Annotated in this window: 13 protein-coding genes and 1 riboswitch; of the genes, 11 read left to right on the top strand and 2 right to left on the bottom strand. The window is 46.1% G+C overall.

What is annotated here, in order from left to right; translation table 11 throughout:
- The first annotated feature begins 44 nt into the window (after positions 1–44).
- The 5 genes from MHI27_RS25660 to MHI27_RS25640 all read left to right on the top strand — a co-directional run bounded on the left by MHI27_RS25660 (position 45) and on the right by MHI27_RS25640 (position 2,155).
- Positions 45–332: a hypothetical protein gene (locus tag MHI27_RS25660; protein ID WP_042191504.1), complete on the top strand. Its 288-nt coding sequence runs from the start codon at positions 45–47 to the stop codon at positions 330–332.
- 24 nt (positions 333–356) lie between these two features.
- Positions 357–701 carry a hypothetical protein gene (locus MHI27_RS25655; RefSeq protein ID WP_042191502.1) on the top strand — a complete coding sequence of 115 codons (345 nt, stop codon included), beginning with the start codon at positions 357–359 and terminating at the stop codon, positions 699–701.
- Complete coding sequence (locus MHI27_RS25650) at positions 698–1,000, top strand: hypothetical protein (RefSeq protein ID WP_042130853.1); 303 nt, start codon at positions 698–700, stop codon at positions 998–1,000. Before MHI27_RS25655 ends, MHI27_RS25650 begins: the two co-directional genes overlap by 4 nt.
- A 4-nt stretch (positions 1,001–1,004) precedes the next feature.
- Positions 1,005–1,421 carry a hypothetical protein gene (locus MHI27_RS25645; RefSeq protein WP_405174974.1) on the top strand — a complete coding sequence of 139 codons (417 nt, stop codon included), beginning with the start codon at positions 1,005–1,007 and terminating at the stop codon, positions 1,419–1,421.
- Positions 1,422–1,627: 206 nt separating this feature from the next.
- Positions 1,628–2,155: a GNAT family N-acetyltransferase gene (locus MHI27_RS25640; RefSeq protein ID WP_405174973.1), complete on the top strand. Its 528-nt coding sequence runs from the start codon at positions 1,628–1,630 to the stop codon at positions 2,153–2,155.
- A 61-nt stretch (positions 2,156–2,216) separates the two neighbouring features.
- Here MHI27_RS25640 and MHI27_RS25635 read toward each other — a convergent pair whose 3' ends face one another.
- A complete protein-coding gene (locus tag MHI27_RS25635) occupies positions 2,217–2,696 on the bottom strand; it encodes a DL-endopeptidase inhibitor IseA family protein (RefSeq protein ID WP_076285969.1) in 480 nt (159 codons plus the stop codon).
- Positions 2,697–2,954: 258 nt separating this feature from the next.
- Positions 2,955–3,053, top strand: a riboswitch (purine riboswitch).
- Positions 3,054–3,120: 67 nt separating this feature from the next.
- Here MHI27_RS25635 and MHI27_RS25630 point away from each other — a divergent pair.
- From MHI27_RS25630 to MHI27_RS25620, 3 genes are all read left to right on the top strand, one after another.
- Entirely contained in the window at positions 3,121–4,458 is a 1,338-nt protein-coding gene (locus MHI27_RS25630) for a 5'-deoxyadenosine deaminase (protein WP_405174972.1), read from the top strand.
- A gap of 198 nt (positions 4,459–4,656) precedes the next feature.
- Entirely contained in the window at positions 4,657–6,549 is a 1,893-nt protein-coding gene (locus tag MHI27_RS25625) for an LTA synthase family protein (RefSeq protein ID WP_405174971.1), read from the top strand.
- 8 nt (positions 6,550–6,557) lie between these two features.
- On the top strand, positions 6,558–7,973 hold the full coding sequence (locus MHI27_RS25620; RefSeq protein WP_340972708.1) for a hypothetical protein: 1,416 nt from the start codon (positions 6,558–6,560) through the stop codon (positions 7,971–7,973).
- Between the two features lie 147 nt (positions 7,974–8,120).
- Here the strand turns inward: MHI27_RS25620 and MHI27_RS25615 are convergent, their stop codons facing one another.
- Positions 8,121–8,882, bottom strand: a complete 762-nt coding sequence (locus MHI27_RS25615; RefSeq protein WP_149644975.1) for an AAA family ATPase — start codon at positions 8,880–8,882, stop codon at positions 8,121–8,123.
- 514 nt (positions 8,883–9,396) lie between these two features.
- Between MHI27_RS25615 and MHI27_RS25610 the strand changes: the two genes are divergently transcribed.
- From MHI27_RS25610 to MHI27_RS25600, 3 genes are all read left to right on the top strand, one after another.
- Positions 9,397–10,413, top strand: a complete 1,017-nt coding sequence (locus MHI27_RS25610; protein WP_405176796.1) for a DUF3880 domain-containing protein — start codon at positions 9,397–9,399, stop codon at positions 10,411–10,413.
- 51 nt (positions 10,414–10,464) lie between these two features.
- Positions 10,465–11,580: a glycosyltransferase gene (locus MHI27_RS25605; RefSeq protein ID WP_042194464.1), complete on the top strand. Its 1,116-nt coding sequence runs from the start codon at positions 10,465–10,467 to the stop codon at positions 11,578–11,580.
- A 511-nt stretch (positions 11,581–12,091) separates the two neighbouring features.
- Positions 12,092–13,555 (top strand): glycosyltransferase family 4 protein, encoded by a 1,464-nt coding sequence (locus MHI27_RS25600; RefSeq protein WP_405174970.1) that lies wholly within the window; start codon positions 12,092–12,094, stop codon positions 13,553–13,555.
- Positions 13,556–13,722 lie beyond the last annotated feature (167 nt).

Below are 13,722 nucleotides of genomic sequence, written 5' to 3'. Positions count from 1 at the left end.
CCGCATATGCTGTAGCAGGGCGTTTGAGCAAAGGAGACATGAAGGTGCAGAATAAAATAACCAAGGTCCTGCAGCACATGGCCCATACGCACGAACAGATGGCGCGGATACTAGATGCCGAGCGCCACGTGGCTGTCCGTATGTCGCAAATTGTCCACGATCTGCCAGATGCAGATCCCGGTTTTGACGGTATCAGCGGGATGATCGAAAGCTCAACTCAAGTAAACAAGAATATTATTGCTTACTTGAATGCACTTGCAGATCTGGAAGAAGCGATGGCTGAAGGGGTAGGCAGAGTAATTAAGGAATTGAACGGCCAAGAAGAAGAGTAACGCTATAGGAGCAGGAGGCGGATGATGAGCAGAGAAAAGGCTTATCTGCAAATGCTGGAGTCGACCGCCACTATCCAGTGGAACATTGCAATGATTCTGGAAGCTAAGGCGGTTGAAGCTGAAAAAGTAAAACAGTGGGCACAACATCATATCCACGCTAGAGCTTTCGAATCTCATGAAGAGCAGCTGAAGGAATCCCTCTCCATTCACGAAGTTATCGTGGAAATGGTCGAAGGGCTGACTAAACTGGAGAATGGACTCTACAGCAATTTAAAAGCAGTGCTGGGCAGTGGTGAAGATGATGGTGGCGGGGAAGGTTTTGGAGACATGTCAGGTGATGGATTCAGTTTTGGAGAAGACAGCAAATGAGCGGGGACCGTCTCTCTGAACATGCCGTCAAGCTGGAGATGATCCGCTCCATTTCGCGCAGTCAGGCTGCTTTGGCGGCCATCTTGGAGAGCATCGCCGAATTGACGGGGCAATCTGAGCTGACGGCCCGCAAATTGAGCGACAATATCAGAATCTTAAGTGGGTATCAGAGCGCGATGTGCCGGATGATGTCCGGGATTTCACTACATCAACCGAAACGGGGAATTCCTGCTGCGCCATGGCTGAGCAAGGCATACGCCGTAGGAACCTCCAGAGATCATGGAGCACAGGAGGAATAGAAGCATGAAGAAAAAGAGCCTTAGAACATTACGTTCAGGCAGAACCCGCAGACGCACACTACTGCTCTCGCGGAAAACGAAAGTGCGTAGAGGTCTAGCCCGCAAACCCCGCAGAGGACTTTCTCGGAAAGTCGTTCGTTATGGAAAGACGAAGAAGGGTCTTTTGGTACGAAAGAAAAGAAGACTCCGCCGCAAGCTTGTTCGAAAGGTGAGAGTTATACAAGCACCAGTTCATATAGTGCCGGTTATCGAGGCTCCACCTGCCCCGCAGGTCATTCCGCTCCCCCCGGACCTTGGCGTTTCGCCGGAAACGCCACCGGCAGACGCCTTTCAGCAGGGGTACACAGAAGCATACAACGTGGGGTTCGATGCCGGTTTCGCCAAGGGCTTCGAGGACGGGCATAAGCTGGAGTTTAATTGAGCAGCGGCAGGTAAGTTAAGAGGAAGGGACCCGGAGATCTAATCTATGACGTGTTATTCTGATCTTTCGTGTCCCTCAGCTTAGAGGGATTGCATCCTCTCTGGAATCATCCTACTATCGGAATTTGTCTCAGAATATGATAGACTTCTAAAACGAGAATCTATTCAGAGGTTTTCAGATGTCGATAAGAAAGAGGGGATAGCAGGATGCAAGTAATAAATGGGATCAGAAAAGCTAGACAGGATGAGATCGAAGAGATCATGGAATTGATCTCAAAATGTGTACAAGTTATGCAGGCCGCTGGAAGCGACCAGTGGGATGAGAGCTATCCGAATAAAGAGATTATCGAACTGGATATCGCACAGGGTACCTTATATGTATGTGAAGAAGATAAAGCTATCGCGGGTATTCTTGTACTGGATGAGAATGCTTCTGAGGAATATAAGAAGATCGAGTGGAAGCAAAATCAAGGGCCACATCTGATTATGCATCGTTTAGCAGTTCATCCACATATTCAGGGAAAAGGGATTGCGACTAGGCTAATTGCTTTCGCGGAGGATTACGCAGCGCGTAATGGTTACACAAGTATTCGGCTGGATACTTATGCGAAGAATACTAGAGCATTGGAAATCTATCCTCGCCTTGGTTATGACCATAGAGGTGAAGTGGGTTTTCCGAACCGCACGGCGAACTTTCCAGTATTCGAGAAGGTGCTGAAACCGGAACATAGTTAGGAAGCTTTAACATAAAAAAAGGTTCAGAGGGTTAACCTCTGGACCTTTTTTCTTTATTCCCTTAACGGCATGTCTGATATCGAGTATCGGTATTTTTTTGATCCCGGTTAAGGATAAGAAGCCTTCTACCGGATACGCCGATCAGGTAACGAACGTTAACGATATCTTCATCGCTCATATCATCAATGGACAGAACTGCTGTAAGGCGTATTCTTGTTGATGTGCGACCCGTAACGGTGAGTCTTCTTGGGATAAAAGCAATGGTTCCTGTATCTCCCGATATTACATAAAGCCTGTTGTTTCTAGAAACGGTTTTTAAATTACAGAACATGGTGTTGCTCATTGTAATGCCCCAGTACTTTCGAAAATACGAAATAACCTTAGCTCTGGTACTGAATCTAACCGGCAGACGATAATAATCGGCGCCATCAACGCGGATCACTCTACGAGAATCGGCAGAGTCGTAGACCTCGAACCATACTTTTTCAGCAGCGGCGATGAATGCTTGCAACTCATTTGGGGTTTGAGAAATTGTTGGCATTTGATCTCCTCCTCGCTATTACTTTATTAAAAGCGAAGCTATCGGTTCGGGTGATGGGACGAGTATAAAAGCGGAACTTAAGAAACATTGATAAGTAGTGTGGAAAATCATAATTTAAGTTAGGTTTTTTTACATACGAATAGAGATAATCATTGTTTTTAATTGTGAATAGATCTAATCAAGAAATTTGTGTTAGTTTAAATAACTTTCGTTGACATTAAACCTGTCTTTGTCTTATGATTGATTTATTCAAATTTGGAATAGAATAGCTTCTCTTTTCGTATATCCTTAATAATTGGTTTAAGGGTCTCTACCGGAAACCGTAAATTTCTGGCTACGAAAATATGCTACGGCATATTTTTGTGGCCTTTTTGTGTTACACCGTGAAACGGCAAACGAATGAACAATGAGGGGGATAAGGACAATGGGGAACATTCTGATCAAAAATGCTGAGATCATTACAATGAACAAACAGGAGGAAATTATTGTCGGGGATGTTCGAATTAATGACGATCTCATTGTAGAAATAGGCACTGGTCTGATCCCGCAGGGAGACGAAAAGGTCATCGATGCCACGAACCGTACGCTAATTCCCGGTTTTGTTCAGACGCATATTCATTTATGCCAGACGTTATTCCGTGGGAAGGGAGATGATCTGGAGCTTATGGACTGGCTGCGTAAACGGATTTGGCCGTTAGAGGCAGCGCATGATGAGGAATCCCTTTATTATTCGGCGATGCTCGGTATTGGAGAACTGATTTCCAGCGGAACCACTACGATTGTTGATATGGAGACTGTTCACCATACGGACTATGCTTTTCAGGCCATTGCTAAAAGTGGAATACGTGCTTTGTCCGGTAAGGTAATGATGGATCAAAAAGGAGGAGATGTGCCTGAAGCACTGCAGGAGGATACCGCTTCTTCTTTACAGGAAAGTGTGGATTTGCTTGAAAAATGGAATGGCTATGGCAATGGACGAATTCAATATGCGTTCTCTCCGCGTTTTGTAATATCCTGCACCGAACCCTTGTTAACCGAGGTACGAGATCTCTCCGCAAGGTATGATGTGAAGGTGCACACCCATGCTTCTGAGAATTTAGGGGAGATTGAGATTGTACAGGCGATGACCGGGATGCGTAACATCGTCTACCTGGACCATCTAGGATTAGCTAATGAGCGCTTAATACTGGCGCATTGTGTATGGCTGGATGTTGAGGAGCGGCGCATATTGCGGGATCGTGGAGTTCATGTAAGTCATTGCCCTGGCTCAAATCTGAAATTAGCCTCCGGAATTGCTGATACACCGGGGATGCTCCAAGATCATGTGTCACTAAGTCTGGGTGCTGACGGTGCACCGTGTAATAACAATCTGGATATGTTTAATGAAATGCGGCTCGCAGCAATTATTCAGAAGCCTCAACATGGACCTACGACGATGGATGCCCGCAGTGTATTTCGTATGGCAACTATAGGTGGGGCAAAAGCGGTAGGGATGGAAGATAAGATCGGTAGTATCGAGGTGGGTAAAAAAGCAGACCTAGTGCTCCTGAATCTCTTCAATTTCCATACCTTCCCCTCCTATGACGTAGATCCCATCTCTAGAATTGTATATTCAGCTACCCGGGCAGATGTGGAAACTACGATTATCGACGGGGAGATCGTGATGGAAAGAGGTCTGCTGAAGACTGTAGATAAGGAAGTTGTGTTAAATGAAGCGAACCGTTCTATTAAAAGATTGCTTAAGTATAGTTCAATCGTCTGAAGATTGATCAACTCATAGTTAACAGGGATGTTCCAATGCCGAAAGAGCAGCGGGGCATCTCTTTTTTTGAATGGAAGATAATTCTACCATTTTGATAAAAAAAGTAAGTATTGTTATACTAGAACAACCTGATATTTTACAAATTACTAGAATAGATTTGATATTTCGAACAAATGAACATGTAAGAGGGGATTATAAGTGAAAAAGCAAGGGCCGGATCGCGCCCATTTTTTTATCGTTGTTATATTGTTATGGTTAAAGCTGTTGCTTCTGAGAGTGTTGTTCTTTGATAGAATTGCTTGGGAATGGATTGCAGCGGATGTAGCGCCCGTTCTTTTTATTATGGGGATTTTAACGGTGATTACGCCATCTAGGGTGAGAACAACCGTCTATTGGATATTTAACGGCTTTTTATCGCTTTTGCTGTTCGCAGCCGCTGTATATTTTAATCACTTTGGTTCTGTTCCAACCTACCTGGCCTTATCTGAAATCAATCAGGTATTTCAAGTGAAGGCAAGCGTAGAATCTACCATAAAGAGTATTGATTACTTATTCTTTACGGATTTTGTCATCTTCGCTATCTATGGTTTGATTCGCAGATGGAAACAAGGAAAGACCTACCCGCGTGAACGCTTTAGTTCCCGGAAGACAGGATTCGTGCATGTGGTGGTGATTCTGGTATCCATTATTGGAGGCTTTTCTTTATCGGCATATTCTGTCCACTCTGCACGGGGGATTACAAATGAGCTTGTACAGGCGGAAACTGCCGGATTTCTAAATTATGAAGTCGTTGCTGCGATTAAGATTAATGAAGATAACAATCTCATTGGAACGGGTGATATTAAGGATACGATTGCGAAGGTTGACGCCCTGCAATCTTCCTATCCTTATAGTGACAAGCCAGCGGGTACGACTCCTGATTATTTTGGCTCACAAAAGGGTAAAAATGTAATTGTGCTACAATTAGAAGCTTTTCAGAATTTCCCACTACATCAATCCTTGGATGGTCAAGAATTGACGCCAGTCATGAATAAGTTAGCGGATGAGGGCTTTTATTTTCCTCATGTTTACCAGCAGATTGGTCCAGGGAATACATCTGACGCTGAATTCATGAGCAATACGTCTATTTATCCGATTGGTACTTTGGCCATGTCTACCGGATTCGGGGACAGAGAATTGCCAAGCTTACCACGACTGCTAAGAGATAAAGGGTATGAGGCATACACCTTTCATGTGAATAAAGTAGGGTTTTGGAATCGGAATGAGCTATATCCGGCGCTTGGGTTTAATGGTTATTATGACAAAGATTATTTTACGAATGATCATTTTAATGCGTTTGGTGCTTCCGATGAACAACTGTATATTACGGGTGTCGAGAAATTGACAGAGCTGAAGAAGAAGGGAACTCCCTTCTACGCACAGATGGTGACAGCATCCAGTCATCATCCTTTCAAAATCCCAGATTCCTTTAAGAAAATCACTGTGCCTGATAATTTGAAGGATACGATGCTTGGTGATTATTTGACTGCTATAAACTATACTGATTATGCCATAGGTACTTTAATAGAAGGTTTGAAAGAAAATGGATTGTGGGATAACACTGTTCTGGTCATGTATGGCGACCACTTTGGCCTGCAGCCTCAGGACGTTCCGCCAGAGCAAGTGGAAAGTGCACTTGGTGTTCCATATGATTCCCGGATCAGCCGCTTTAATATTCCACTCATTGTGCGTGTGCCGGGAATGGAGCAAGGGAAGGTAGTAGAGCGTACGGGAGGACAACTAGATATCCTTCCTACGATTGCTAATTTAATGGGTGTTTCACTACAACAAGAAGGTTATACAGCCTTTGGTCATGACCTGCTCAACATTGATCGTAATGTGTTAGGGATGAGATATTATTTGCCTTCCGGCTCCTTCTTTAATGATGACATTCTCTATGTCCCTGGAAAAGGATTTGCAGATGGTGAAGCTGTGTCGCTGGATACGCTCAAGCCGGTAACGGACTTCTCGAAATATCAGAGCGATTATGAGTATGTATTGAAGCTAATGAATTTGTCCGACGAATATGTGAAGCTGTTACCACAGAGATAGGGGGAATCATGAAAAAGTTCTGGAAACCGGAGTATCTCGTAAGCCTTGCCGGCTGCGGTCTCATTATTTATCTGCTATTCGTAGGACCTTTTATTGGGGTTGCTGATAATGGAGATTTCCTGCGTATGATGAATACCATCGGTCTGAACTACTATGATACTGCAGCATCGTATACCGACCAGTTTTTTAATTTTAGCCATTCTCGTTTTGCGTATGAGAATTTGTTCAGGGGCTTCTATCCTTCTTCACAGATTTTGATTGTGCTTGTACCGAGGTTGATCGGCGGGCTCATCCATGGCAGCTTTTTTGATGTTAGATTGCTCGGTGCAGTTTACGGTCTTCTTTTACTGGTGGCGACCTGGCTGCTGGTGAAGTACAATGCTCGCGGCTCTTATGTTACGGGGCTGCTGCTAGGTGCAGCTTTATTGTTTGTATTCTATGATATTGGGTATTTGGCATACTTCAACTCCTTGTTTGGAGAACCGGTATCGATGGTGTTTATGCTGCTGACCTTTGCACTGGGGTTAAGATTAACTAGCCAAGAAAAGCCTACGACTAAAGGGTTAACCTTGTTCTTTATTGCGATACTGTTTCTGGTCACCTCCAAAATTCAGAATGCGCCGATTGGGATTGCCTTTGCATTGATCTTCCTGCGGTTTATGACGCTTGATGGTGAGCGAAAATGGAGAAAGCTGGCCTTACGCTTTTCGATTGCGATATTTCTGGTATCCATCGTTATGTACGTGACGGCGCCAAAAGAGCTGAAGCATATTAACCTGTATCAGACTGTGTTTTTTGGGATATTAAACGAATCACCAGATGTGAAGGGAGATTTGCAGGATCTCGGATTGCCGGAGCGGTTGGAGGTACTTGCGGGCACGAATTATTTTCAGACCGATACAGTGATCAAACAGGATGATCCTTCGCTGGTACCGGATTTCTACGACCGGGTATCCCATAAGGATGTATTGTTCTTCTACTTAAAACATCCAGGACGGTTAATAGATAATATGGAATATGCTGCTAGTAACAGTATGGCGATTCGTCCTTATTATCTAGGGAACTATGAGAAGAGTGAAAATAAGCCAGCAGGTGCATTATCGTACACTTACAGCGGGTGGAGCGAATTCAAGAACAAGCATATTCCGCATACGCTCGGATTTCTCACTATATTCTATCTGGTGTATTTTGCCGTGGCGGTGTTCCAATATTTCCGTAGTCGGGATGTTCGGGGAAGAGTTGCTGGTGAACTGCTGATGTTATTGGGACTGATAGGGATTTTCTCCTTCCTGGTTCCGATTCTTGGGGACGGAAGGGCTGACATTGGTAAGCATTTATTCTTGTTTAATGTGTGCTTCGATATGATGGTTGTAGTCATGTTCGGATGGGTTGTACACAAGGTAGTGGGAATTGTAAGACGTTAATTTATGAAACAAATCAAACAGCAAGTTTCCGATTATGGAGACTTGCTGTTTTTATTAAAATATAAGAATTTATATGTTCCATGTTGTAAATTATCCTTATACTTCTCGCTTAAATGCTTACCGTCCTTATAGGGACGTCGAAGGTGTTTATGCTTGTTCATCCTCTAATAGCTCACGCAGCATACCCTGGCGGTCATTCATAAATGCTTTGGTCACGGTGTAGTGCTCTGTTTCCTCCAAGGCGACAGACCTTATGCCCTCACCTTCTAGAAGAAAAATCTCAGCTCCCGGATAGGACATTAGAATGGGAGAATGGGTCGCGATAATAAACTGTGAATCCTGTTGCACTAGCTCATGCATACGCACCAGCAGAGACATTTGCCGTAGAGGAGATAGAGCGGCTTCAGGTTCATCGAGAATATAAAGACCACGCCCTCCAAAACGATGAACGAACGCTGCGAAAAAAGACTCTCCGTGAGACTGCTCGTGCAGAGACTTGCCTCCATAGGAGTTCTTGATTGGTGGACCAAAACTAGGCTGTTCATCTAATTCATCAATGTAGGAAGCCACATTATAATAGCTCTCCGCGCGTAGAAAAAAGCCGTCCTTCGGACGTCTAACCCCTCTAGCAATTCTAAAATACTCATAGAGACTCGAATGTGAGGAACGAGTGTTAAAAGAGAAGTTAAGTGTTCCACCTTCAGGGTTAAAGCCCCACGCAGCAGCAATTCCCTCTAGCAATGTAGATTTCCCTGTGCCATTCTCCCCGACAAGAAAGGTTACTGGCTTTTGAAAAATAAGCCGATCCAGTGTTCTTACGGCTGGCAGATGAAATGGATAGGTTTGGAATGATGGAACCTGATCACGAAGCAGTTCTGCATGGCGCAAGTACAACGTGGTGTTATTCATAGTGTCCCCCTTGTGAATGCCATAAATAATCATTTCCGCTCAGATATGACGAGATGTAAGTCTCAAGCTAGACCTTTATAGTGTGTGTTCTAAAAGTACGGTTTTCAGCACCGAGAAGATTGAAAGAAGGTAGAAACTGAGGAGCGGAGCGTAGTGAAAGCTACGTGAGCACCGGAAGTTTCGCCTGAATTCAATATTCGATGTCGAGTAAGCTTCTTGGGCTACTTCGTGATCAAAAGCGGACTTTTTGAACAACCTCTTATAGTATACCAGCATCCTGTAAGTGGATGAAATCTTCTAAGGTTCGGGCAAGCCGGGCAAAAGACAGGGGACATCTGCCAATTTAGTTCTAGTAAAGACAGATGTCCATGAGGCGAGTGCTGACTCCGCATATAGTTATACTGTCTTGAGAATACGACGGGGCAGGGTGAAGGCCGTGAAAGCGAGAAAGAGAAAAAAACACAAGCATCCGCGAGAATATCGCGACGGTTATCACGAAGGATATCGTCTTGGCATGTGTGAGGCTGTGCAGCGTCTGAATACTCCAGGGGTCGAAGCTTGCCGACCATTTAAGTTAATGTATGTTCCTCAAGGATTTCAGGCGATCGACACTGGCGTAACGGAGGCGCTGCAGCAGCTTGTAAGTGAGCTTGTAATAAGTACTCCTGAAACGATGCTGGAAACCGCGGCACGGGAAATGCCTGGGGCAGTGCTAGTGATGAATGGGCTTCATGTATTCCCAGAAAATCATTTAGAACAGATTTCGGAGATAAGAAAGCTAGGCATCCCAACCGCCATTTGGTTTGTAGATGATCCTTATTTTACAGAGGACACTTCAGTCATTTGCAAGCATTATGATCACGTATTTACACATGAGCTGGGTTGCGTAGAGTTTTATCAATCCCTTGGGGTGTCATCGGTTCATTATTTGCCACTATGTGTCAATCCAAAGATGTTCTACCCACGGCGTACCGGCCCGCAATATCAGTATGACATTGTATTTATTGGTAATGCATTTCGTAATCGGACAGAGCTGTTCGACGAACTGGCACCTTATCTTAAGGGGAAAAAAGTGCTTATCGCTGGGGGGTTCTGGGAACGCCTCGCAACCTATGATCAACTTACACCTTTTATCAGCAATGGCTTTATCCCGCCTGAGGAGACAGCCAACTACTACAGTGGCGCAAAAATAGTCATTAATATTCACCGCCCGTGGGAAGAGGGTCAGGATAACCGGAATAGCTACCGCCTTCCTTCACGCTCCATTAATCCGCGCACCTATGAGATCAGCGCCTGCGGTACTATGCAGCTTACGGATGTTCGTGAGGATTTGGGAAATTATTATCGGCCTGGTTATGATCTGGATACTTTTGGCTCGGCTAAGGAACTGCAGCAGAAGATTGAGTACTATTTGAAGCATGAAAAAGAGCGGCGAATCTATGCTTTACGGGGATTACGGACTACCATGCGAAACCATACATTCACTGCGCGTATGCCTCATTTGCTGAATGTAATTGCTTCACGTGTATGAAATCTATAACGGGATAAAGGAGCGAGGATTATGAACAATAATGAATTTATTATGCCTACCCCCCCATTACCTCTTACACCTCCGGAGGAAGAAAAGCTGCGTGGTCGTCTGAGTGGTTTTAAGGGGGGGTATGATGAGGGCTATTTACGGGGGCGCCTTGCGATCCTGAATGGTCGATCTGAAGAAGTATTTCCTGTGCGGAATATTCATGTCATGTATGTCGCTTCTGGCAAAGGCTACCCTTACTCTCCTTTAGATGATGCGGTTCTTTGCGCGCTACAAAAATTAACAGCTCAAGTCACAATTACGGATGTGCGTCAAAATCTAGTAGAGCTGGCTGCAGCGCAAAGACCGGATCTGGTATTGGTGCTAGACGGTATGGATTTACCTCTTGAGCAGATCGATGCTCTACGCACTAGTGGCATTCGGACAGCTATTTGGCTTACTGATGATCCTTATTACACTGACTTTACGGTCAAGATTGTGGCTCACTACGATTTTGTATTCACACTTGAACGTAATTGTATTGATTTCTATCGGGGACTTGGTTGTCCTGAGGTCCATTATCTTCCTTTTGCTGCTCACCTGGAGCATTACCGTCCTACTACAACACGTTCGTCAGTGAATCGGGAAGTTAGCTTTATTGGCTCCGCCTATTGGAACCGGGTGAACTTCTTCCGTGAGATTCTTCCTGATTTAATGAACTATAACACAGTGATTAACGGAATCTGGTGGGATCGTCTGCCTGAGGCTCCGCTCTACGGTGACCGTATTGAAATTGGCAAATGGATGTCCCCACAAGAGACGTCAGTAGCTTACAGCGGCTCCAAAATCGTCATTAACCTCCACCGCTCGCACATTGATGAAGTGGTTAATAACAATACGCTTTCGATTCCTGCCGTTTCTCCTAATCCACGTACCTTTGAAATTGCAGCAACGGGCACGTTGCAATTAGTAGATGCTAGAGATGATATGGGATCTTTCTACAAACCGGATGAAGAAATTGTGACCTTTGCGAGTCCTCAGGAAATGATGGATAAGATCCGTTATTACTTAACCCATGAGGAGGAACGCCGGGCAATCGCGCTGCGTGCTTTTGAACGGACGCTCAAGGATCACACTTACGCAAAACGTATTCACCAGATGCTAACAGTAATCTACGGCTAGACTTAGGCCCAAACTGGATATGGAAATGTGCGCTTAGCAGGGGACAGGTGTCGTGCCGGCATCTGTTTTTCCTCGATATACTGTAGAACCGGACCTCAGCGTATGCCTGTAACCTGATGAAAAGAAGCTGATGGAGCGGCTTGGATAGCTGAGCGGAGGCAAAAGTGGGTTATGGGCTGAGAGGGCGAGGCTCAGGCTAAGCGAATGCTTCCGAAGCGAGTTTTACTGCGAAGTAAGAAACTTGAGCAACGCTTCGTAAAACTAAGCGGATGCTTTCGAAGCGAGTTTTACTGCGAAGTAAGAAACCTGAGCAACGCTTCGTAAAACTAAGCGAATGCTTCCGAAGTGAGTTTTACTACGGAGTAAGAAACTTGAGCAACGCTTCGTAAAACTAAGCGGATGCTTCCGAAGCGAGTTTTACTACGGAGTAAGAAACTTGAGCAACGCTTCGTAAAACTTTTAGGGAGGTGAATGGCTGCTCCAGGCCCTCGTTAGGGAGCGCCGAAACGCCATGGCTGATAAAGCTACAATCGTCCTCTTTTCACATGTATCTAATACACGCAGTATTACCGGAGCGGAGAAGCTGTTGTTGTTTTTCGCTCAGGAGCTTTCTCCGTACTTTAATTGTATTCTCGTTGCACCACAGGACGGCAAGCTGACTGCTCAGGCTCGAAGCTTCGGAATAAGTGTACAGTTGCTCTCGATTCCTCTTTTATATGGAATGTACACTCCTTATGCAGGGCTCGAGGCAGATGCTCGTAAATTCCAGGAAAGCAGGGAGTACCACGAGTTAACAGACTGGCTGACCTCTCTGCGCCCGGCGTTTATTATTACAAGTACCTGTGTGCATGCTTTGCCAGCAATGGCTGCCAAGTCACTGGGCATTCCGGTGGTATGGAAAATATCAGAGACGATAACAGACAATGAATATACACCCATTAGTGTAGGGCTGATTCATCGGAATAGCGATGAGATTCTGGCTATTTCACAAACGGCAGCAGCTTGCTTTCCAGAGGAAGTAAGAGCGGAGAAAGTGATTCAGCTTCCCCCTTCTTGGAATGACAAAGAGATGATGATTGAGGCTTGGAGCAAGCTTCGGGGCGAACGACGGCGAGAGCTAAAGATTAAACCGCAGGAGCAGCTGGTCGGTTATATTTCTTCCTTTATTAATAAGGAAAAAGGATTGGAACATTTTGTGAAAATGGCTGTGCTTGTGTACGCGGTCCATCCTAGTGCGAAATTTGTTGTCATAGGTTCAGCTGGTGACAAAAGCTACTATGATCGGTGTGTCCGCAAGGTAAAGCTCGAGGGTCTGTATACCCGATTTAAATTTGTTGGTTATGCTGAATGCCTTCCATCTGCTTATTGCGCTATGGATGTGCTGGTTGTTCCCAGCCTGATCCGCGAAGGCTTTGGAATGACCGCTTTGGAAGGAATGGCTTTTGGAAAGCCTGTGGTCGCTTACGACTCCGGGGGCTTGCGGGAAATCCTGCACTCAGCAGGCTGCGGCGAAAATCTCGTGCCCGCGTCGGACATTTCCGCGCTGGCCGAAAGAGTCAACGTTATGCTGGCGCAGCCGGGACTGGCGATAACCATAGGCGCCCAAGCGCGGGAGCGAGTCGACGCCGTTTATGGTCCGGCGGCTTATCGGAGCCGCCTGCAGGGTCTTGCGGAGATGTGGAGCCTCCGCTATTGCAGCACACCACCGGTGCGCGAGGCTGACAGCGTGGTGGAACTACCCGCTGTCCTGCCTGAATTGCCCGCTGCGTCGCCGGCTTTGTCGCGAAGCAAGGGCCTGCCGAGCCGCGTCGCCCGCAAGCGACGCGGCAAAGCCCGGGCGCGCCGGCGAAGCGGGCGCCCGTTGGTTTTACGCCGCGCTGCTCGCAAGCGGCGTAAGGGTTCTGCCCGGCGGCGGAGCACCGCCGGGGGCAAGCGCCGCCGAGCCCGCCGGGGTGGGCGGCGGCGCGCTGCGTAAGTGCCTCGCTTGCCGCGAAGGTGGCAAGCTGAGCGGAAAGAGGGGCATTTATGCTCCAGATTGTCGCGAATTCGGCTAAACGAGCGAAAAGAGGGGTATAAATGCCCCAGATTGTCGCGAATTCGGCTAAACGAGCGAAAAGAGGGGTATAAATGCCCCAGATTGTC

The sequence above is a fragment of the Paenibacillus sp. FSL H8-0261 genome (genome assembly GCF_045040645.1).
GTDB lineage: Bacteria > Bacillota > Bacilli > Paenibacillales > Paenibacillaceae > Paenibacillus_AQ.
Note: the sequence above shows the minus strand (reverse complement) of the source record. Positions and strands in the feature narration are given on the sequence as shown.